Source organism: Haloarcula sp. CBA1129, from assembly GCF_008729015.1.
GTDB lineage: Archaea > Halobacteriota > Halobacteria > Halobacteriales > Haloarculaceae > Haloarcula.
The window spans coordinates 267,540-286,083 of the sequence record NZ_RKSM01000001.1 but is presented as its reverse complement, the minus strand read 5'-3'; the positions used below and the strand labels follow the sequence as shown (position 1 = coordinate 286,083).

The 18,544-nt window shown below is 63.7% G+C and carries 25 protein-coding genes; 13 read left to right on the top strand and 12 right to left on the bottom strand.

The features are described 5' to 3' along the window. Window positions 1-9 precede the first annotated feature (9 nt). Complete coding sequence (locus tag Har1129_RS01405; protein ID WP_151099027.1) at window positions 10-273, bottom strand: hypothetical protein; 264 nt, start codon at window positions 271-273, stop codon at window positions 10-12. A 145-nt stretch (window positions 274-418) separates the two neighbouring features. Between Har1129_RS01405 and Har1129_RS01400 the strand changes: the two genes are divergently transcribed. Next, window positions 419-1,492 carry a S1C family serine protease gene (locus Har1129_RS01400; protein WP_151099026.1) on the top strand — a complete coding sequence of 358 codons (1,074 nt, stop codon included), beginning with the start codon at window positions 419-421 and terminating at the stop codon, window positions 1,490-1,492. Window positions 1,493-1,528: 36 nt separating this feature from the next. Here the strand turns inward: Har1129_RS01400 and Har1129_RS01395 are convergent, their stop codons facing one another. From Har1129_RS01395 to Har1129_RS01380, 4 genes are all read right to left on the bottom strand, one after another. Beyond that, window positions 1,529-1,960, bottom strand: coding sequence for a hypothetical protein (locus Har1129_RS01395; protein ID WP_151099025.1), 432 nt, complete (start codon window positions 1,958-1,960; stop codon window positions 1,529-1,531). Between the two features lie 99 nt (window positions 1,961-2,059). Next, complete coding sequence (locus Har1129_RS01390) at window positions 2,060-2,992, bottom strand: hypothetical protein (RefSeq protein ID WP_151099024.1); 933 nt, start codon at window positions 2,990-2,992, stop codon at window positions 2,060-2,062. Further along, on the bottom strand, window positions 2,989-4,167 hold the full coding sequence (gene priS / locus Har1129_RS01385) for a DNA primase small subunit PriS (protein WP_151099023.1): 1,179 nt from the start codon (window positions 4,165-4,167) through the stop codon (window positions 2,989-2,991). Before priS ends, Har1129_RS01390 begins: the two co-directional genes overlap by 4 nt. A 39-nt stretch (window positions 4,168-4,206) precedes the next feature. Beyond that, window positions 4,207-4,686: an N-acetyltransferase gene (locus tag Har1129_RS01380; RefSeq protein ID WP_151099022.1), complete on the bottom strand. Its 480-nt coding sequence runs from the start codon at window positions 4,684-4,686 to the stop codon at window positions 4,207-4,209. Between the two features lie 133 nt (window positions 4,687-4,819). On the opposite strand from Har1129_RS01380, the gene Har1129_RS01375 reads away from it, so the two are divergent. Continuing rightward, complete coding sequence (locus Har1129_RS01375; protein ID WP_151099021.1) at window positions 4,820-5,914, top strand: DoxX family protein; 1,095 nt, start codon at window positions 4,820-4,822, stop codon at window positions 5,912-5,914. Window positions 5,915-5,937: 23 nt separating this feature from the next. Here Har1129_RS01375 and Har1129_RS01370 read toward each other — a convergent pair whose 3' ends face one another. Further along, window positions 5,938-6,369 carry a type IV pilin gene (locus Har1129_RS01370; protein ID WP_151099020.1) on the bottom strand — a complete coding sequence of 144 codons (432 nt, stop codon included), beginning with the start codon at window positions 6,367-6,369 and terminating at the stop codon, window positions 5,938-5,940. 91 nt (window positions 6,370-6,460) lie between these two features. Between Har1129_RS01370 and Har1129_RS01365 the strand changes: the two genes are divergently transcribed. Both Har1129_RS01365 and Har1129_RS01360 read left to right on the top strand, forming a co-directional pair. Then, window positions 6,461-7,312 carry a translation initiation factor eIF-2B gene (locus Har1129_RS01365; protein WP_151099019.1) on the top strand — a complete coding sequence of 284 codons (852 nt, stop codon included), beginning with the start codon at window positions 6,461-6,463 and terminating at the stop codon, window positions 7,310-7,312. 201 nt (window positions 7,313-7,513) lie between these two features. Beyond that, window positions 7,514-7,735 (top strand): hypothetical protein, encoded by a 222-nt coding sequence (locus Har1129_RS01360; RefSeq protein WP_151099018.1) that lies wholly within the window; start codon window positions 7,514-7,516, stop codon window positions 7,733-7,735. A 13-nt stretch (window positions 7,736-7,748) separates the two neighbouring features. Here Har1129_RS01360 and Har1129_RS01355 read toward each other — a convergent pair whose 3' ends face one another. Both Har1129_RS01355 and Har1129_RS01350 read right to left on the bottom strand, forming a co-directional pair. Further along, on the bottom strand, window positions 7,749-7,943 hold the full coding sequence (locus tag Har1129_RS01355) for a hypothetical protein (protein ID WP_151099017.1): 195 nt from the start codon (window positions 7,941-7,943) through the stop codon (window positions 7,749-7,751). A 125-nt stretch (window positions 7,944-8,068) separates the two neighbouring features. Beyond that, entirely contained in the window at window positions 8,069-8,803 is a 735-nt protein-coding gene (locus tag Har1129_RS01350) for a proteasome assembly chaperone family protein (RefSeq protein ID WP_151099016.1), read from the bottom strand. Window positions 8,804-8,880: 77 nt separating this feature from the next. Between Har1129_RS01350 and Har1129_RS01345 the strand changes: the two genes are divergently transcribed. After that, entirely contained in the window at window positions 8,881-9,942 is a 1,062-nt protein-coding gene (locus tag Har1129_RS01345; RefSeq protein ID WP_151099015.1) for a mechanosensitive ion channel family protein, read from the top strand. Here the strand turns inward: Har1129_RS01345 and Har1129_RS01340 are convergent. Both Har1129_RS01340 and Har1129_RS01335 read right to left on the bottom strand, forming a co-directional pair. After that, window positions 9,912-10,358, bottom strand: a complete 447-nt coding sequence (locus Har1129_RS01340; protein WP_151099014.1) for a universal stress protein — start codon at window positions 10,356-10,358, stop codon at window positions 9,912-9,914. The genes Har1129_RS01345 and Har1129_RS01340 overlap by 31 nt on opposite strands. Before the next feature lie 32 nt (window positions 10,359-10,390). Then, complete coding sequence (locus tag Har1129_RS01335; protein ID WP_151099013.1) at window positions 10,391-11,749, bottom strand: bifunctional UDP-sugar hydrolase/5'-nucleotidase; 1,359 nt, start codon at window positions 11,747-11,749, stop codon at window positions 10,391-10,393. A 72-nt stretch (window positions 11,750-11,821) separates the two neighbouring features. On the opposite strand from Har1129_RS01335, the gene Har1129_RS01330 reads away from it, so the two are divergent. From Har1129_RS01330 to Har1129_RS01300, 7 genes are all read left to right on the top strand, one after another. Continuing rightward, the gene (locus Har1129_RS01330; protein ID WP_151099012.1) at window positions 11,822-12,061 is read left to right on the top strand and encodes a DUF5816 domain-containing protein; all 240 of its coding nucleotides are present in this window, start codon (window positions 11,822-11,824) and stop codon (window positions 12,059-12,061) included. Window positions 12,062-12,251: 190 nt separating this feature from the next. Beyond that, window positions 12,252-12,584: a hypothetical protein gene (locus tag Har1129_RS01325; RefSeq protein WP_151099011.1), complete on the top strand. Its 333-nt coding sequence runs from the start codon at window positions 12,252-12,254 to the stop codon at window positions 12,582-12,584. Between the two features lie 24 nt (window positions 12,585-12,608). Beyond that, the gene (locus Har1129_RS01320; protein WP_151099010.1) at window positions 12,609-13,142 is read left to right on the top strand and encodes a mechanosensitive ion channel domain-containing protein; all 534 of its coding nucleotides are present in this window, start codon (window positions 12,609-12,611) and stop codon (window positions 13,140-13,142) included. 67 nt (window positions 13,143-13,209) lie between these two features. Continuing rightward, the gene (locus Har1129_RS01315) at window positions 13,210-14,124 is read left to right on the top strand and encodes a metal-dependent hydrolase (protein ID WP_151099009.1); all 915 of its coding nucleotides are present in this window, start codon (window positions 13,210-13,212) and stop codon (window positions 14,122-14,124) included. A gap of 60 nt (window positions 14,125-14,184) precedes the next feature. After that, on the top strand, window positions 14,185-14,805 hold the full coding sequence (locus Har1129_RS01310) for a hypothetical protein (RefSeq protein ID WP_151099008.1): 621 nt from the start codon (window positions 14,185-14,187) through the stop codon (window positions 14,803-14,805). Further along, complete coding sequence (locus Har1129_RS01305) at window positions 14,802-15,461, top strand: hypothetical protein (RefSeq protein WP_151099007.1); 660 nt, start codon at window positions 14,802-14,804, stop codon at window positions 15,459-15,461. The genes Har1129_RS01310 and Har1129_RS01305 overlap by 4 nt, the downstream gene beginning before the upstream one ends. 47 nt (window positions 15,462-15,508) lie before the next feature. After that, on the top strand, window positions 15,509-15,709 hold the full coding sequence (locus Har1129_RS01300; RefSeq protein ID WP_151099006.1) for a dodecin: 201 nt from the start codon (window positions 15,509-15,511) through the stop codon (window positions 15,707-15,709). Here Har1129_RS01300 and Har1129_RS01295 read toward each other — a convergent pair whose 3' ends face one another. Continuing rightward, window positions 15,710-16,084 (bottom strand): iron-sulfur cluster assembly accessory protein, encoded by a 375-nt coding sequence (locus tag Har1129_RS01295; RefSeq protein WP_004516609.1) that lies wholly within the window; start codon window positions 16,082-16,084, stop codon window positions 15,710-15,712. Between the two features lie 99 nt (window positions 16,085-16,183). Next, window positions 16,184-17,455 (bottom strand): histidinol dehydrogenase, encoded by a 1,272-nt coding sequence (hisD, locus tag Har1129_RS01290; RefSeq protein ID WP_151099005.1) that lies wholly within the window; start codon window positions 17,453-17,455, stop codon window positions 16,184-16,186. Between the two features lie 134 nt (window positions 17,456-17,589). On the opposite strand from hisD, the gene Har1129_RS01285 reads away from it, so the two are divergent. Then, the gene (locus Har1129_RS01285) at window positions 17,590-18,516 is read left to right on the top strand and encodes a hypothetical protein (protein WP_151099004.1); all 927 of its coding nucleotides are present in this window, start codon (window positions 17,590-17,592) and stop codon (window positions 18,514-18,516) included. Window positions 18,517-18,544 lie beyond the last annotated feature (28 nt).

Below are 18,544 nucleotides of genomic sequence, written 5' to 3'. Positions count from 1 at the left end.
TCGCTGCTCTCAGTCAAACGGTGTCGTCCGAGTCGGTTTGCCCTGCGCGTAGCGAATCCAGCGTCGCATATGCCGGCCGACCGCCCAAAACAGTACTACTGTCATCGCCAGTACCGCCGACAGGAAGACGATTCCCAGCCGTATCGGCTCCTCGGTCGGGAGTCCGATGAGCAGTACAATTGTCCCGACGAGTGCCATCTCGACACCACATCGCAGACCGGGCAACACGAACCCCGGTGTCGGCGTTTTCGTTCCCGATGAGTCCTCTGCCATGCGCCCCCGTATGCTATCGGGACGATTGTAGTTTATGCCCGGTTTCCGGGCCAAACTGAAAGTCACGAGACACGACGGCTGAGCACCCGGTTGCGGCGACGGCCCCTGACCATGCTTTTTTCGCAGCCCAGACCTACGGCCCAGTATGAAACAGTCTCTCACGCGCCGGGCGATGTTGGGTGCCCTCGGGACAGCCGTCACGGCCACAGCTGGCTGTCAGAGTCTCGGAACCAGCGGTGACACTGCGGACCAGTCGGCGTCGCCCGACACGGTTGCGCAGTCCGAAAGCGTCTACACCGACGTGTATCAGGAGGTAGCCGATGCCGTCGTCTCAATCAGGGTGTACTCCGAAACCACCCGTGGCGGGCAGGGAAGCGGCTTCCTCATCGACGACGAGCATATCGTCACGAACGAACACGTCGTTGCAGGCGGGGACGAATACTACGTCCGCTTCTCCGAGACCGGCTGGCGCGCTGCCTCCGTCGTCGGCGCGGACGTATACAGCGATCTGGCGGTCCTTCGCATCGGCGCGACGCCGGACGTGACACCCCTCTCGTTTGTCGAGACCGAACCGACGGTCGGAACCGAAGTCGTGGCTATCGGGAACCCGTTTGGCCTCTCCGGCTCGGTGTCCGCGGGCATCGTCAGCGGCGTCGACCGCACGCTCCAGAGTGCCAACAACTTCTCCATCGCGGATGCGGTTCAGACCGACGCACCGGTCAATCCGGGCAACAGCGGCGGGCCGCTGGTCACGCTTGACGGCGACGTGGTCGGGGTAATCAACTCCGGCGGCGGCGACAACGTCGCCTTCGCCATCTCGGCCCCGCTCACCCAGCGCGTCGTCCCATCGCTCATCCAGACTGGCGACTACGACCACCCGTACATGGGCGTTGGACTCCGGAGTGTGTCTCCGCGGCTTGCCGAGGCGAACAATCTGGATCCCGGGTCCGGGGTGTACATCACTCGTGTCGTCAGTGATGGTCCATCAGCGGGCGTGCTGCAGGGGAGCGACGGGGAAACTATGGTTTCCGGGACGGCGATTCCCACTGGGGGTGACGTGGTCAGACAGATGGACGACACGCCGACACCGACGCGGCAGGCGCTGGGGAGCTTTCTCGCGCTGGAGACCAGCCCCGGCAAGACGGTCGACGTACTGGTCGAGCGCGACGGGACACAGGAGACAGTCGAACTCACACTCGGTTCGCGCCCAGAGCCATAACGCGCTCCCGTCGGCTGATTCCGCTGTCCCAGTCTATTATTGTGTCCGGAACTCGCCCTGCTCGGGACGGTTGCTACCGGCCGCGAAGTAGCCGATGGCGGCAGCAAGCGGCAGCGTCACCGGAAGCCCCGCGACCAGCAGGCTGATACCGAGACTCGAACCGGCGAACGCGTAGAGTGCGACGCCAGCCGCAGTGACCACGGCGAAGTCCGCGACGGTCGCCAGCGCGGCCAGTCGAAGGCGGACCGCGCGCTTGGAGATTTCGCCCACCGCTGCCCGGTCGCGGTACCACAGCAAGACGTATCCAGCAAACAGTCCAGTCAGGCCAGCCGACACGCCCACGGGAAGGCCAACAAGCAGTGAGAACGCTATCTGCGGTTCGAAGCCAGCGGTGACTGTGACGGTCGTGACGGCAAACGCGAATGCACCGAGAAGCAGGGCGACGACGATGCGGACGTGCGTGTTCATACTCCCAACTGAACGACGGTATATAAATAGTCAATCGCTGCCTCAGAACATGGTCCGGCGGCGCGTCACACAGCAGCCGGTTCGAGCCCGTTGGTCGATTTATTCTAACGGCTCGGCAGCGTCCTGTTCGACCAGCGGGTCCGCGTTGTCGGCCGGCAGTGTCACCACGTCGTCCGTCGAGAGGTCGTACTCGCGCTGGTCGACGCCGAATATCTCGCCCACGTCGTCCGTGATGCGGACCGTCCGTCGGTCCACGTCGGCCCCGGCTGTGTCAGAACCGGCCGGCGACTTCGTTCCGCCGTCGGCCTGTGTCGGATCCGCCGCCGGACCGGAATCGGACCCAGCACCGGGTTCGGCCGGTGGGACCGGAACGTCGCCGCCCGGCACGTCCGCCGGGTCGGACTGGCTGCCGGCAGTGGGATCGCTGTCCGTCTCCAGATCGGGCGGCGTCGGTTCGTCGCGGTCCGGTGGCGGCGACTGGTCCCCGCCGCTGCCCATCATGTCGGCCGCGTCGACGCCCGAGTCCGGTGTCGATGCGGGCTCGGGCGGGTCGGCTGTCGCGTCGTCCGCCGTCTGGTGTGGTTTTGGATCGGGAGCCTGCCGCTCGTCCGAGTTCGACTCGTCTCCGACCGCACCGGTCGGAGCCTCTCCCGCGATTACATCGAGGACGTGGCCTCGGTTGGACTCGATGGCCTCGACCATCGTCTCGAACAGGTCCCGCTCCTCCTGTGTGAGGCCGTCGTCCTCGGTCGGCATATCGGCCGCAGCCAGCGACGCCATCTTGACGATTTTACCGACACGGCGCTCGTAAACCGCTTCGACAGTCTGTTCGGCGGTCTTGATATCGTCGGTCAGGCGGTTGACTTCGGGTGAGTCGAACGGGTCCTCGGCGCGCTCGGCCGCGCGGTCGCGCTCCGTCCGGAGCTGTTGAATGAACTGTCCGGCGTCCTCGTAGAACGTCTCGCGCAGCTGCTGGAGCTGGTCGGTCTGGCGCTCGCGTGATTGGACGGACTGGAGCTCGTCTACGTTCATTCCTTCCCCTTCTCGGCACGCCCGCGGGCCATGAGAAACACGCCCACGTGCTCTGGTACAGTCTGATTACCCGCCTCCAGTGTAAAGCTATCGCCATCTAGTTCCACGAGGCCGCCGTCGGTCACCTCGACGGTGATGTCGTGACCCCGGAACGTCTCCGGCACGGGGTCGACCAGCGGGTCGAACGCGTCGATATCCTCGCGGTCGATGCGCTGGACTTCCAGCCCGCTGCCGCCGTGTAGCGACCCGGGCAGGCGGATGAGCCGGTTCGTGTCCGTCGTCACCGGCTCGTCAATCGGCGCGTTGTCCGCCGCGACGACCTCGTGCAGGAGAATCTTCGCCAGTTGGTAGAACGCCGGATGCACGTCGATGTTGCCGGCCTCCAACTGCTCGTAGTTCGACCGGGCGGCGTTCAGCGCCGCCGTTGCTTTCCCCTCGCCGATGCCGTCGTACTCTTGTAGTCGGTCCAGTGCGTCCGCCTCCTCCATTGCGAGCAGGTCGTCGACGACGGCGAGCATGTGGCGATGCGCGCGAGCGCTCCAGCCGCCCTCCGTCGAGAGCGTCCGCTTCTGTGCCGGGCTTGACCGGCCGGCCGTGCCGGCGACGGACTCCTCGTCAACGAGTTCATCGAACTCCAGACCGATGCCGCGGACGTAGTCGACGACCTCCCGGCGCGCGTCCCGCTCCAGATGCCGGATGCGCTCGTCGCGGACGTGGACGTGGTAGCCCCGCCCGCCGGAGAAGACGACGGTCAGATCCTCGAAGCCGAAGTCGTCCTCCAAGAAGTCCAGCAGTCGAAGCAGCGCGTCCTTGCATTTCGCGAGCATCTCCGCGTAGCTGTCCTCGCCCAGCACGACGCTCGGCAGGTGGTCGGCGTCGAGGTCGAACACGAGGTCAGAGGAGCGCCAGCCCTTGTCCGACATCGTGGAGGCGCTCGGTTCGTCGTAGCGGCCCGCGGAGAAGTAGACGTGGCGGGGCTTCCGGCGACCGAGGAAGTCCTCGATCTCGCCGAGATCCAGCAGCGAACGATGGCGGACCATCGTCTCGCCGGGGCCGTCGGTCCACGGGATGAATCCCCATTCGCGTTCGTTGGCGGCCGGCGGCGGCGTTACGGACGCCTGTCGGTAGTGATCGCCGAACCGGCCACGGAGGTACGCGCGGGTCCGCTCTTCCATCGGCTACCTCGTTGGGGAGGTCCCTTGAAAAGCGTTCGCTTAACTGCGCAGGAACTTCGACAGTTTGTCGGTAATCGTGTCCTCGCCGAGTTTGAGATAGTAGGCGTCGCCGCCGTCCTCGTAGTAGTTGTCGATGCGCCGCCTGATCTCGAAGCCGATGTGTTTGTAGAAGCCAATTGCCTCACGATTTGTCGCTCGGGCGTGACAGGTCACGCTGCCGTAGTCCTCGGCGACGCGGGCGACGAGTCGCTTGCCGAATCCGTGGCCCCGGTACTCGTCGTCGACCGCGAGAAAGAGAATGTAGCCGTCGCGTCGAACCGCGGCAAAGCCGATGAGGCAGTCCTTCGACCGGTCGATGTAGAGATAGGTGGTCGACCGGCGGTAGGCGTCGCGAAAAAACCCCCGTCGCTGTCGAAGTACCCCGTCGGACTCGCGGATGGCCTCCTTGAGCCGCCACGCCGCGTCGACGTGTTCGTCGTCCCCGCGTTCGACGATCTGTGTCTCGATGTTGACGCTCACTGCCGTATAAGTAGTGGAGGCGTGGATATAATTCCACCGCCTACAGAGATGGGGCGCTCGTGAGGCGCTTGCACCGCAAAGTACCACGGAACGGACGAACAGCATTAGGTAGCCAGCGCACGAATTATCAGGTATGGACACTCGTATCCCGAGTTTCGCCGGCATCGTCGCGCTTGTTTTCACGCTCCTTTCGCGACCTGCGGCGGCACATGTCGACTACGTGACCGAGGGGCCGGGCGACGCGCTCGACGCGCTCGAGTTCGCGCTGTCCGTCCTCTCCAATCCAGTGAATGCGGCTATTTTCGGTGTTTCGGGTCTGGCAGTGACCGCGGGTCTTGCGGCGTATCTCTGGGTCCGGCCGACGATTGCGGACATCGTCATCCTCCGGGATGTCCTCATCGGCTACTCGGACCTCGTCCCGTGGATGCTCCGACTCAGCGTGGGACTGCCACTCGTCGGCGCCGGCTTTCAGGGGTATCTGTTCGCCCCCACAGTGACATTTGATCCGGCTACGAACCCACTGGCTCGTATTCTGTTTATCGGGATGGGTTTCACCCTCCTGTTCGGGCTTGCGACCCGTATCGTCACGACGATTGGGCTGGCGACCTTCGGCTGGGCGCTGAGCGTCGACCCCGGTGTCGTTCTCGCTATGGAGTACGTCCCGGCGTTTCTGGCACTGCTGATTCTGGGCGGTGGTCGCCCGAGCGCGGACCACATGCTCCAGCAGGTCGCCAGCACCGACGGGACCTATTACGGCCGCGTCGACCCAGTACACCATCTCAAGCGGTTTCTGGACGCAACAACCGACCAGTTCCGTGAGTACGTCCCGGTCATCGTTCGCGTGGGCATGGGTGTGACGTTCATCTATCTGGGGCTCATTCAGAAACTCGCCGAGCCCGGCCAAGCGCTGCTGGTCGTCGAAAAGTACGACCTTACTGCAGTCGTGCCCGTCGACCCCGGGATGTGGGTGCTCGGCGCTGGCCTGACCGAGATGCTGGTCGGTCTGGTGTTGATCGTCGGCTTCATGACTCGCGGGGCCGCGGCCGTCTCCTTTGTCCTGTTCACCACGACGCTGTTTGGCCTGCCGGACGACCCGGTGCTCGCTCACATCACACTGTTCGGAATGGCCTCAGCGGTGTTCACGATGGGTGCCGGGCCGCTCTCCTTTGACAACTGGTTCGGTCGGCCGGCACAGAGCGACCGGGAGACGTCGGTTTCGGCGGACTGACCGGTCCACAGCAGTACCGCCAGTCAGTTCGTGCCGTTCCACTGGTCCAGCCGGGTCCGGTTCCCGCTCGTGTTGTGGTATATTATAATCGTGTCCTGCGCCCTCACCTGTTGCTGATAAGCACTCCCGCTGCTCAATTGCACAACATCGCCGGGTCCAACGGTCGCTTTCGGTTCTCGGCCAGCCACTTCTGCCCAAGTAACCCGATTGTCGGGCCCCTGAATGTCAACGTTCCCCGCTTCGAACTCGTCACCCCGTTCGTGTGTAACAATAAGGACTTGATTATCCGAGATGTAGTCGTAGCTGAAATTCGCCTGTGGGCCACCGCCGTCGTCGTCCTCGATGACGAGGACGTTTAGCCCGACGATGGCCGTCACGAGTAGCGTCAGCCCGATGAGTACGGCGACGCCGATGCTCTCTGTCATCCCGACTGTGTCCGTGCTGAGCCGTCCCATAGCCGTCTATCACCCCTAATGTGAGACGGCGTTAAATGCTGTTCGACGGCGAGGGGGAAGACACATATCGGTTCAACTCACAGCCACCGGTATGATAGACGAGACTGTCGAGGAGATCTCGGAGATGCAGACCCACAGTTCCTCCGTGGTCGCAGTCAAAGCCGCTCAGGCGCTCCGGGATCTGACTGACAGGGAGTACCCGACGGTCGAGGATTACCTCCGCTCGCTCGACCGGAACAGCAGCGCTCTCCGGCGAGCGAACCCCTCACACGCCTCCCTCCATACGACCCAGAACCGGATTATAAACACCGTCTCGGACGCGGAGCCCGACGACGTGGCGACCGCTAAGGAACTGACTACCGAAGCTATCGATGACGTTATCGAGTCGGTGGAGTCGTCGAAAGACCGCGCCGCTGCGCGCGCCGCGTCGGTGATTGCTGACGACGACGTGCTGTTGACGCATGACTTCTCCTCGACGGTCCTTGCTGCCATTGACGATGCCATCGAGGCCGGCCACAGTTTCGAGGTGTACGTTACGGAGTCCCGACCACGCTTCCTCGGTCGAAAGATGACGCGCCACCTCGCTGACCGGGACAACGTCGACGTGACGCTCATCGTCGACAGCGCCGCCGGCCACTTCATGTCACAGGTCGACCGCGTGCTCGTCGGCATGGACTGCATCGTCGACGACACGCTGTACAACCGCATCGGGACCTATCCGATTGCGACGGCGGCGGCGGACAACGACGTGCCAGTGACGGTCGTCGGGGCCGCTGCGAAGTACGTTGACGGGGCCTTTGCCTTCGAAAACGAGATCCGGTCACCGTCGGAGGTACTCCGGGAGCCCGCAGACGGATTCGAGATCGCAAACCCGGCCTACGACGCCACGCCGACGCACCTGCTTGATGCGGTCGTCACTGACGACGGGATTCAGGAGTACTGAGACGGACTGCTGCACTTTCTTTCCGGATTACCGCCCAGCAGGAGAATGCTCGGGCAAACGAGTGTGAGACGGGGCTACTGGCACACCCGATCTGAAACAGTCAGTACAGCGGCTACAGTCGCCACTCAGGGCTTGTCCGTCGGGATGTTCCTGCGGAGAGTGGGTAGAAGGTTCTTGTTGCTGGCAGTGAAGAAGCCACGTATGGACGACACTGCCCTCCTCCGTCAGACAATTCGTCGGTGTACCGCCGTACTCGTTTCGACCCTTGCCGCTGTTGGAGTGAGTCTACAGAGTCCCGAAGAAGCGAGCTACTTGCTCATACTGGCCATCATCTCAATAGTGTATCTCGCCGTTGAGTTCATCACAGTGAATGCGCCTGCTGAGAATTCCCGAAGTTCCTCGTCGACAGAAGATCAAACGTAATTACGTAGCGGTCCTACCGTTGCTGGACGACAGTGTCACAGTCCGGACACCGGAGCTGCAAACTGTTCTCGGTCCCTTCGGCCGTCCAGTCGCCCGTCACTGCGCTCTCGTGACCACAGTCGGGGCAGAACAGCGATGTCTTGGACCGCGACTGTGGTGGTGGGTCTGAATCGACCGCGCTGGTCGTGTAGATTTCGGTGGAGGTCATCAGAGAAAAGAATGCGCTGTAGGCTGAAAAAGGTGTCGCCGGAATGTTTGATTGTTCACGCACAATGTGGGACTAGTATAGTTTTACTCCCCGAAAATGTGGAGATATGGCCCATATTTTGGCTATTACATGTACATTCGGTCATCCGAAATTCGCTCGGAATCGGCGGCATCCATCCGCTCAGCGAGTGCCTGATAGTGGGCTTCGATGTTCGCGGCAAAGGCCTCTAGCGGACCGGTGTCGATATCGATCGCATGGGTCTCTTTCAGCGCGGTGAGCAGTCTGATTGCGGCCGCGGCATCGGGCGCTTGCGGATGTGTCGGCGTCGTGAAAACGCCGGTCGGCAGCGAGCCATCGATACCTCTGGTGACAAGCTCCGCACTCAGTCCGTCGAGGAACCCGCTGCCCATCGGCCTGATGTCGGTATCGTCGAGATACGCGTCCTGATACGCTGGCGTCGCGATGTAAAACGGGGCGTGGTCGTCCGGACCGTGCGCGATGGGGACGCCGGTGAGCATCGTAATGTTCGAAACGTCCAGTTTTCTCCCGGCGGTCGCGATTGCCTCGGCAAGCGACTTGGCTTGGGCTGGTGGCACGAACCGTTCGCCGACTAAGACGGCGACCGACGCCGCTTCGTCGACATACAGCCGTGTGTGATGTCTCGGGGTTCCGTTCTCGAATGGGGTAATGAACGGCGGTCCCGGCGTCCGCAAATGGCCGACCTCTCGCATCGAGTGCTGGTCGGCGAGATAATCGACGGCCGTGAGGGCGGCGAGACCGTACTCAGAGACACCGACTGCCAGTGTATCGACTGGTGGCCGGTCGTCTGAAACGACCACGGAAATGTCGTCGCGAGACATATGACTTCAGACTGGATGAGGGGGCTAAGTAGTTCGGGAGGGGAATCCTTTTCTCGTGGCAGGGTCGAATCCCTGTCATGCGTTTTGGCCCTGTCTGGCCGTTGCGGACACCCACTCCGACACCGACCGAAGCCGCAACCGAGGTCACAACGGAAGTGGCAACCGACATCGGCGGGCTGTTGCCCTTCGATATCCCGATGTGGGTCGTGAATATCGGGGAATCACTTGTCGTCATCGCGCTTGCCGTCGTCGTCTCCCGAATTCTCGTCCGCCTTCTCGGCCGACGCGTCGCTCAGCAGTTCCGGCGGCCAAGTCTCACTCGGACGGTGCTGCGCGGCATCCGCGCCGGTGTGTACATTTTCGCGTTGCTGACCATTCTGGGCATTTATGGTCTGCAACTGGGTGATATCGCACTCTCAGTTACTGTGTTTTCTGCCGTGGTTGGTGTCGTGCTGGCCCCGATTCTCGGGGGCCTGATCTCCGGCGTCTTCTTGCTGGCCGACCAGCCCTACGAGATCGGTGATATGATCGAACTCGCAGACACTGGCCAACGCGGGTTCGTCGAGGACATCACGCTCAGACACACGAAGATGTTCACGCTCGACAATACGTTTCTCGTCATCCCCAACGGGGAGATTCGCCAGCGGGATGTTATCAATTACTCGGCGGAAGACTCACGGACACGACTCTCGCTCGACGTACTGGTCACGTACGAGAGTGACATCGCCGCCGCGCGGAGCCTCATCGAAGCGGCGGCCCGAGAAGTGGACAACGTCATCTCTGGCGGGCCGGACATCCGCGTCGGTGCGGCCCGGTATCCCGCCTCGCCGACGGTGTATATCAATAATTTCGCCGACCACGGCGTGTTGCTGACGCTCCGGTACTGGGTGACCGAACCGTACAAACTGCTCGCTGCACGCTCAGCGGTCCAGACGAACGTCTGGAGACGGCTCGAAGATGCTGACGTGGAAATCGCCTACCCACACTCACACCTGTACTTCGACGACACCAGTGGGGAAATGAACGTCTCACTCAACAACGGACTTGGTGGCCTAGACGGCATTGACCGGACCCACACGCCCACTGGAGACTCGCCCGTCCCACCTCATCAGGACCCTGACGAACTCGCCGACGAGTGACGGCTGGACTGGGCATCCGGTTCGACGGTGACGATTTCACAGTCGAGTTCCTCGCGGAGAAACTGTTCGACATCGGGATCGTCGACAAGACGACGGATCATCTGCCGCCAGCGACTCGCCTGTTTGCTCCCGATAACAACGATATCGGCGTCCTGTGCGGCGACCTCGTCGAGAATCGTTTCCTCGACAAGCATCCCCGACCGGACGACGTACCGCGTCCGCGGAACGTGGCCAAAGGACTGCTCGACGGCGCGTTTGAGTTCCGTCCGGTCGACCCGGTGGCTGTTCTGGTAGAGATTTACATGCAAGACAGTGAGGTCCGCGTCTTCCTCGTCGGCGATCTGAATGGCCTCCGCAAGCGTGGCCCGGGAGTTCTCCGAGAGCGGGTATCTGACTGGGACGACGAGCTGTGGCATCGGCGAGATGTACCGTGCCGAGGTTTAAATCGCTAGCGACGAATGAGCCGTCCGTCGACAGTCGGAGCGATATCCGTCTCCCGGACGTAGTCGGCCAGCGCCTCGTACTGCACGTCAGCGACGCTGACCCGGTGTGACCTCGTCAGGACTGGGAACTCAAGCGCTGTGTAGTAGAGGTAGTTGCTTGTCGCGAGCGTGTACGTCTCGGTGTCTTGGACCGGTCGCCCGTCGACCCGTAGTCGCTCGATAGCCTGCGCGTCGTCGTTCCAGACCAGTTCGACGCCGCTGAGATGGGCGTGCCACCAGTCCGGTTCACCGAACTCGACCTGTCGCCCGCTACCCTGTCGACACAGCGTCCGAAGCTCCGCGCCCGTCAGTTCGGCGACAGTCAAGGGTTCCTCGAAAGGAACGATAGAAACCATATCTGCGACCGTCAGCGCCCCGTCCAGCGGGACCGTGTCGTTCCGGAGGCCGCCGCTGTTCTGGAGACCCACGTCCGCGCCTGTCGCCCACCGGTACGCGTCCGCGACGAGGTTTCCGAGGCGACATTCGCCGCCGTAGGTCGTCGCCCGACTCCGGTCCAGCGGCTTGTCGACGTGCCCGACGACCTCGTCGAGCCCTGCCGCGGAAAGCCTGTCCTCGATGGCCGCCGCAACGCGGTCGTCGACGGGACCGTCAGCTGTCTCACGGAACTGCGCAGTCGGTTCGGCCCCGCCGAGATCCACTTCGACGACGGTCTTGCCGTTAGCCCCCGGTCTGGTGAGTAGCGTGCCGGCAACGCGGTCGATGCGGCGCTCGTGGACGTGCCCGCCGAGAATAACGTCCACGTCGCAGGTTCGAGCTAGTTTCTCGTCAGTACGTCCAAGGTGAGAGAGCACGACAACAACGTCGGCTCCGTCTTCTCGAAGCGCTGTGGTAGCCTCGGCGACGGCCTCGAAGGGGTCTGTGAACGTCAGCGTCGTCGCCTGTGGATTTGCCGACGCCGTATCGGGGCTGGTCACGCCGACGAAGCCTATCTGCTGTCCGTCGACGGTCCGACTCGCCCACGCCCGGGTCAATCGTCGGGCAAAGCGCTCACCGTCCTGCTCGACGTTCGCCGTCAGCCACGTCTGGGAGGATCTGGCAATGATGTCCCGCGTCGCGTCGAGTCCGTGGTCGAAATCGTGGTTGCCCAGTGTCTCGAACGCAGGCGTCAAGGCGGTGAAGAGGTCCAGCGACTGCTCGCCGTCGGTGACCAGCGACAGCACCCCCGGGCCGGTGTTGTCCCCGGTGCCGACGACCAGAGCATCCGGACCGTCCGCCGCGGCCACTGTCCCCGCAAACCGACCGATTCGCTCGGGCGTATCGTACGCTTTCTCCACGTCAGAGTACTGGATTAGCCGGGGACTCACACCCACAGCACAGGGGAACCAGCCACTAATGGTTTCCGCAGTGATTTAGCCGCTGGCCCGTCATGCGTCCGTATGGACGCACTCGAAGGTCCCGACGGCGAGACGCTGTACGTCGACAGGAGCGACGGCGACATCGGCACGAAAGGCGCGTTTCACGTCGTCTACCGCGACACCGACCGCGAGCGGCGCTGGGGCTACTTCTGTAGCAACTGCGAGACGTTCAACAACGCGATGGACTCGATGGGGCGCATCCGCTGTAACGACTGTTCGAACCTCCGCAAGGCCGAGGAGTGGGACGCCGCCCACGAGTAACAGTCAGGTCTGACGACTGAGATTTCCTGCTGTCCTTCCTCGGAGGAAGGTCGAATCGGCCACCGAGAGGCCCTGTTGTTTCCGCTGCCACCGACAGCACCGCTTATTCCATAGTCGTCTCTTCGGGTGAACTGTCAGCTACGTGTCTAGTGGGAACGTTTATGAGATAGCCAGTGGTATCGACTCTCAGATGGGGGCCGTTACCACATCACTTGACGAGCAGGCCCGGTCGATATTCGATGATCTCGGATACACCGTGTCGCGCACTGGCACCGAACTGCGAGCGGAACGCGACTGGCGCGTTGTCACTGTCTCAGTGTTCGACTCGCAGGACCCGATACCTGACGGCGGCGACTTGCGCTGTTTCGTCACACCGACAGGCGAAGCGACGCACCTCAGTCGCCGTCTCGACCGGCGGGACGTATCGTACGACTGGGCCGTTATCGGCGTCACCGATGACGGTGACTACGAGGTTGTCCGGCATCCCGGCGACACCCCCGCACCGGCCGACGCCAACACTTAGGGGGCTCTCCGCCCACCATCCGGCGTGCAAGTCGGTGTCATCAATCGAGCGCTCGAACAGCTAGTCACAAACGTCGTCGACGCGCTCCCGCGCCTCATAACCGGTGTCGTCTTTCTCGCGGTCGCTGCCGTCGGCATCAAAGCTATCATGTTCGTCGTGCGAGCAGTCCTGAAGCGGTCGCTGCCCGGCGAATCGCCGGTCTATCGGCAGTTTCTCGCGGTCATCGTCCTCGCGTTCCTGTGGTTTGGTGTGGCGCTGTCCTTCCTCTCTATCGTCGGCCTGACCGCCATCGCCGCCTCGCTGGGCACGGCGACGGGGTTCCTCGCGCTCGGCGTCTCCTACGCGCTCTCGGAGATGATCAAGGACGCCGTGGCCGGCGTCTACCTCCTCCGGGACCCCGACTTCAATCCCGGCGACACTGTCAAAGCCGGCGACACCACCGGTGAGGTAGCCGCTATCGAACTCCGAAAGACGCGGTTCCGGGTCGACGGCGATACTGTCGTCAGAGCCAACGCGGCCATCGAAGAACGCTGGACGAAAGTCGGATCCGAGTCCTGACCGGACCCGGGACCCGCGCTATCTGTTCACACGTGGTGTTTAAGCCTCTCGCCACCATATTCGATGTATGTTCGTCGGGCACGCGCTGTTTGCGTTCGCCCTCGGGGCCCTCGCCGCGTGGTGGCTGGGACTCTCCCGCGAGCGAGCGGTCCAGTTGGGCGTCGTTGCCGGCCTGTTCGCCGCAGCTCCTGACGTTGACATCGTCTACGCCCCGTTCGGGCTGCTCGTCGGGGCCGCCGAGAACCTGACGGCGGACGGATTCTGGGAGACGGCGAACGTCGTCCACCGCGGGCCGACGCACTCGCTCGTGCTGGGGGTCGTACTCGCAGTCACGGCCGGCCTCTGGGCAACTGACTCACGGGCCGCGCGACTTGCATCACTGTCCGTCGGCGTCGCACTGACTGTTCTTACTGGCGTTCTCAGCGGTCCTATCGCCGGACTCGTGATGCTCGTGTTCGTCCTAGCTGTGCTCGGTGTCGCCACAGTGGCACAGTCCCGTGAGATCAGCCCTCGGACGGTGACCGGGCTGGCGCTACTGGGACTGCTTACCCACCCGTTCGGTGATCTCTTCACCGGCGGCCCGCCGCCGTTCCTGTACCCCTTCGACGTGACGCTCGTCGCCGAGCGGGTGCTGCTCCACCCCGACCCGACCACGCACCTTCTGGCGGCGTTCGCTATCGAGCTGGCGACGGTCTGGCTCGCCGTCTGGACGTACGTCCACCTCCGCGGATACACGCTGACCGAACTCGTCCGACCCCGAGCCGCGCTGGGACTCGGCTACGGGGCGGCCGTCCTGTTCCTGCCAGCGCCGACGCTCGAACGGTCGGCGCACTTCGTGTTCAGCGTCCTCGCACTGGGCGTCGTCGGGGCGCCGACTCGACCCTTCAGTGATGACGTCGACTGGCTGGAAACGATCGTGACAGGCCTAGCAGCGGTAACCATCGCTGCGCTCGCGTATGCCATGGCGTATGGGGCTATCTGAACAGCCCACACCACCGGCATCGGTCGATAGGGTTTTTCCAGTCGCGACGCACGAAGCAATATGAGCCGAGACGTAGCGCAGTTGCTCCGGGACAGGCGCGTCAACGCCCTCGCTGCGTGGTGTATTGTCGCCATGCTCGCGGCTGTTTCGGTGACAAGTGCTGTCCAAGGCGACCTGTTGTGGGCCGGGTTTGCGGCCGCTGTCTCGGCGCTGGCGCTGTTTCCGCCGGCCCTGTTGCGTAACCGAGACGCCATGCTCCCATGGGAGATTCTCTTGTTGGCGGCGCTGCCCGTCGTCGGCCGCCTGTTTGCGACGCTCTCGATGACCGGCAATCTCGCGACCTACCTCTCGGTTGCCGCCATCGCGCTCATCCTCGCCGTCGAACTCCAGCTCTTTACGCCCGTCCGGATGACGCCCCGGTTCGCCGTCGTTTTCGTCGCCATCACCACGATGGCCACCGCCGGCGTCTGGGCGGTCGTTCGCTGGGTGGCCGACCGGTTTCTCGGGACGACCTTCATCCTCGACCCGACAGTGTCCGAACACGTCATCGAGGAGGCGCTGATGTGGGAGTTCGTCGCATCGACTATCGCCGGCATCGGAGCCGGCATGGTGTTCGCGTACTACGTCCGGCAGCAGGCCGGGACCAGTCGCGTCCCTGAGGAGGTCCAGTCGGGCGTATGAGAGTCCGTGACCGCCTCCGGGTCAGCACAGCGACGCAACAGCTGCTCTCCCGAGTCCTGTCGCTCGCGCTCATCGGGCTCTTGGCGGTCGGTATCGAGCGCGGGAACGTCGGCATCATCGTCAATTCGGCCGTTGCCATCCTCGTCACGCAACTCCCCGCATTGTTGGAACGGGACTACGGAATCGCACTCGACCCTGCACTGACCCTCTGGATCACGTCGGCGGCGTTCTTCCACGCGCTCGGCACCGTCGGCCTTCCCGGAGCCGAGGAGAACTTCTACGTCACCATCTGGTGGTGGGACCACTTCACCCACGCCCTCTCGTCGTCGGTTGTCGCCGCTGTCGGCTACACTACCGTCCGTGCGCTCGACGAGCACACCGACGAGATCTCGATTCCCTCGCGGTTCATGTTCGTGTTCCTCCTGCTGTTCGTGATGGCCTTCGGCGTGTTCTGGGAGGTCATCGAGTTCTCGATTACCCTTGCCGCGTCGGCAACCGGGAACGACACGATTCTGACACAGTTCGGGCTCAGCGATACGATGCTCGATCTCGTGTTCGACGCTATCGGTGCGGTTATCGTGGCTATCTGGGGGACCGCACACCTCACCGGCGTGGTCAGTCACGTCGAGACGTTGCTCGACCGGCAGTCGCAGTGACCTGTCCGTAGTTTTATGACAAGGCCGTGTGAACAAATGGCACGCAGATGGTTTTCAAAAAGATCACACTCATCGGGACCAGTCCGGAAAGCTTCGACAAAGCCGCTGACGACGCCATCGAGCGTGCGGAGGCGACACTGGACAATCTCAAATGGGTCGAAGTGGAGGAACTCGGCGTCGAAATCGCCGGCGTCGACGGCCGCGAGTATCAGGCCGAAGTCGTCGTGGCGTTCGAACTCGAAGAGTAGCTACGTCCGGAAGGACTCGCCACAGCCGCATTCGCTGACTACGTTCGGGTTCTGGACGTGGAACCCGGCCCCCTGCAGGCCGCCCTCGTAGTCCAGCACCGATCCCTCGATGTAGTCGATGCTGGCGTCGTCGACGAACACACGGAGCCCGTTGCGCTCGAACACTTCATCGTCTTCTTCGGGTGCGTGTTCGAACCGCATCCCGTATGAGAGGCCGGCACAGCCGCCCTGCTGGACGTATAAGCGAAGTCCGGATTCCTCGACATCCATTCCCTCGCTTTCGAGGAGGTCCAGTGCCTCTCCCGCTGCCTGCTCGGTGACGGCCACGTCCTCGCCCCCGAGGTTCGGGTCGCCGTCGTCCGCTGTGCTGCTCATACACTTACGTGGACGCCCGAACGTGTTAACAGTGACGCCGATAGGACAGCACGGAGAAACAGGTCCTGCGTTGACCGGCGAGAAGGCCCCGGAACCGCGTTACTCCTCGAACCGCTTGCGGACGCTCTCAGCGTGGGCTTCCAGTCCCTCTGCTTCGGCGAGCGTCGTAATCGTGTCCGCAATATCGTCAAGCGAGTCCTCGGAGAGCCGTTGGACTGTCGTCGACCGGACGAACGTGTCCACGGAGAGACCGCCGGTGACCCGCGCGCTCCCGCCGGTCGGGAGGACGTGGTTCGTCCCGGTAGCGTAATCGCCGGCCGCAACAGGGCTGTACGGGCCGAGGAACACGGACCCAGCGGAGGGGATTCGCTCCAGCAAGGCCTCGTCGTCGGCGGCCTGAATCGAGAGGTGTTCGGCGGCGTACTCCTCGGCGAAGAGGACCGCTTCGCTCATCGAACGAGCGTGCAAGATGCCGGAGGCATCGTTGTCGAGCGCGGCGCGGATGACCGCCTCGCGCTCCCGGCCGTCGGCCTGCTCGTCGACGGCGGCCGCGACTTTCTCGGCGAGTGCCTCGTCGTCAGTAACGGCGACGACCGAGGCGTTCTCGTCGTGTTCGGCCTGTGCGACGAGGTCGGCCGCGACCAAATTCGGGTCCGCGTCGCCGTCGGCGACGACCATGATTTCGGAGGGGCCGGCGAGGAAGTCGATAGCCACATCGCCGCGGACCTCGGCTTTCGCCGCCGTGACCCAGCGGTTGCCCGGGCCGACGACGATGTCCGTCGCGCTCACGGTTTCAGTTCCGTAGGCCAGCGCCGCGATGGCCTGTGCGCCGCCGACCTGATAGACGGCGTCGGCCCCGGCGACGTGGATAGCCGCCAGCGTCACGGGATTGACCTCGTCGGCCGGTGGGGTGGCGACAGCGACGTGTTCGACGCCAGCGACCTTCGCCGGGATGACGCCCATCAGCGCGCTCGAAGGGTAGGCTGCGGTCCCGCCGGGCGCGTACACGCCGGCGCTGTCAAGCGGCCGGTAGCGACGGCCCAGTTCCCGCCCCTCGAAGTCGCCGCGCCAGTCCTCGGGGACCTGTTGCTCGTGGAACGCGCGGATGTTCGCCGCGGCGTCCTCGATGGCGTCCCGAACCTCGTCGTCGATTTCCTCGTAGGCCCGCTCGGCGGCGTCGGTGATGTCGATATTGCCTACTGAGACGTCGTCGAACTCCTCGGCGAAGCGTCGGAGGGCCACATCACCCTCCTCGTGGACCTGTGTGACGATGTCGGCCACGTCGTCTCTGACAGCATCCACGCCGGCGTCGCGGTCGAAGAAGGCGGCCCGCTCGTCGGGGCCCAGATCGGCTATCGTCCGTACGTTCATACACCTGATTCGGGACGGGGCAAAAAACGGGTTTCCCTTCGTCGGTCGGAAACGAACAGAAAGTGAGGTGGGGGACCCAGTGCACCCCGTCAGTCTCTCGCCACCGTTTTCCGGTACTCGGGCTTACAGCTGGTATGGCCTCAGTCGATGACCATCGCCGCCGGAAGACGGATCTGCCCGCGGCGGCGACCGATTATTTCGCGTCCGAGCTAGACACTATCGACAGCTATCTCGAAACATTGCCGGCGACTATCGACGCGGCGGCCGGGGACGCTGCCGTCGGCCCGATACACGCGCTCCCGTGGTTCTACGTGGCTGACCTGACTGGCTGGCGAGGCAGCACGCTCGCCCGACTGCTGGCCGCAGAGCGTGACGCCGCCTGCTACGAACTCTCAGCTGGTGCTGCGGACGCGCTTCCGGCCCTGTGGTCGCTCATCGACGAGAGCGACCGTGGCCCCGTTGTGCTTCATCTGGAACTGCAGGGCGAGTCCGGGCGGATTCCGCGAACGCTACGGGAGGCACTCCGTCGGGGCTACGCGCACACCCCCGACGGCTGGGACGAACCGGTGCGTGGCGAGCCGGCGAACCTCCACGTCGTGTTCACCGATACGAACCCGTCGAAGCGACTCGAAGTGCCGCTGCCCGCCGCGACCACGCCCACCACCGGGGCAGTCCTCTCGTATGCGCCCCGCCGGAGCATGCTCCCGGAACGGCCCGACGGAACGACGATGCTCGCGGACCCGCCCGCGCTCCACGACCGGGAAGACGAACTAGAAGGGTTCCTCCTGACCGCGTTAGCTGACTCCGGAGACGACGACGCTAGAGAGCGGTACGTCGGTCACGCCGTCGAGGTCCTGTCGATAACCCACTCGCTCATCGGGAAGCGCGACCTGCTGTTCGACGTATCGCCGCGGCTAGCGCTGAAGTACGGGAATCTGCTGGATTCCCTTTCGGTGAGTGCGGCGACGGAACGACTCGGACGGGACGTACTCGGACAGGTGCCACAGAGCCCCGGCAGTGAGGACATTCGGGCGACGTTGCGGGACTTGCTGCCGGAGTGACAGTGAGAGAGCGGTTGCGGGCCAGGCG

Bases quoted from the DNA above. Each gene is read 5' to 3' on its own strand.
- Har1129_RS01405 (WP_151099027.1), bottom strand. From the start codon at position 273: ATGGCAGAGGACTCATCGGGAACGAAAACGCCGACACCGGGGTTCGTG.
- Har1129_RS01400 (WP_151099026.1), top strand. From the start codon at position 419: ATGAAACAGTCTCTCACGCGCCGGGCGATGTTGGGTGCCCTCGGGACA.
- Har1129_RS01395 (WP_151099025.1), bottom strand. From the start codon at position 1,960: ATGAACACGCACGTCCGCATCGTCGTCGCCCTGCTTCTCGGTGCATTC.
- Har1129_RS01390 (WP_151099024.1), bottom strand. From the start codon at position 2,992: ATGAACGTAGACGAGCTCCAGTCCGTCCAATCACGCGAGCGCCAGACC.
- priS (WP_151099023.1), bottom strand. From the start codon at position 4,167: ATGGAAGAGCGGACCCGCGCGTACCTCCGTGGCCGGTTCGGCGATCAC.
- Har1129_RS01375 (WP_151099021.1), top strand. From the start codon at position 4,820: ATGGACACTCGTATCCCGAGTTTCGCCGGCATCGTCGCGCTTGTTTTC.
- Har1129_RS01370 (WP_151099020.1), bottom strand. From the start codon at position 6,369: ATGGGACGGCTCAGCACGGACACAGTCGGGATGACAGAGAGCATCGGC.
- Har1129_RS01365 (WP_151099019.1), top strand. From the start codon at position 6,461: ATGATAGACGAGACTGTCGAGGAGATCTCGGAGATGCAGACCCACAGT.
- Har1129_RS01360 (WP_151099018.1), top strand. From the start codon at position 7,514: ATGGACGACACTGCCCTCCTCCGTCAGACAATTCGTCGGTGTACCGCC.
- Har1129_RS01355 (WP_151099017.1), bottom strand. From the start codon at position 7,943: ATGACCTCCACCGAAATCTACACGACCAGCGCGGTCGATTCAGACCCA.
- Har1129_RS01350 (WP_151099016.1), bottom strand. From the start codon at position 8,803: ATGTCTCGCGACGACATTTCCGTGGTCGTTTCAGACGACCGGCCACCA.
- Har1129_RS01345 (WP_151099015.1), top strand. From the start codon at position 8,881: ATGCGTTTTGGCCCTGTCTGGCCGTTGCGGACACCCACTCCGACACCG.
- Har1129_RS01340 (WP_151099014.1), bottom strand. From the start codon at position 10,358: ATGCCACAGCTCGTCGTCCCAGTCAGATACCCGCTCTCGGAGAACTCC.
- Har1129_RS01330 (WP_151099012.1), top strand. From the start codon at position 11,822: ATGGACGCACTCGAAGGTCCCGACGGCGAGACGCTGTACGTCGACAGG.
- Har1129_RS01325 (WP_151099011.1), top strand. From the start codon at position 12,252: ATGGGGGCCGTTACCACATCACTTGACGAGCAGGCCCGGTCGATATTC.
- Har1129_RS01315 (WP_151099009.1), top strand. From the start codon at position 13,210: ATGTTCGTCGGGCACGCGCTGTTTGCGTTCGCCCTCGGGGCCCTCGCC.
- Har1129_RS01310 (WP_151099008.1), top strand. From the start codon at position 14,185: ATGAGCCGAGACGTAGCGCAGTTGCTCCGGGACAGGCGCGTCAACGCC.
- Har1129_RS01305 (WP_151099007.1), top strand. From the start codon at position 14,802: ATGAGAGTCCGTGACCGCCTCCGGGTCAGCACAGCGACGCAACAGCTG.
- Har1129_RS01300 (WP_151099006.1), top strand. From the start codon at position 15,509: ATGGTTTTCAAAAAGATCACACTCATCGGGACCAGTCCGGAAAGCTTC.
- Har1129_RS01295 (WP_004516609.1), bottom strand. From the start codon at position 16,084: ATGAGCAGCACAGCGGACGACGGCGACCCGAACCTCGGGGGCGAGGAC.
- hisD (WP_151099005.1), bottom strand. From the start codon at position 17,455: ATGAACGTACGGACGATAGCCGATCTGGGCCCCGACGAGCGGGCCGCC.
- Har1129_RS01285 (WP_151099004.1), top strand. From the start codon at position 17,590: ATGGCCTCAGTCGATGACCATCGCCGCCGGAAGACGGATCTGCCCGCG.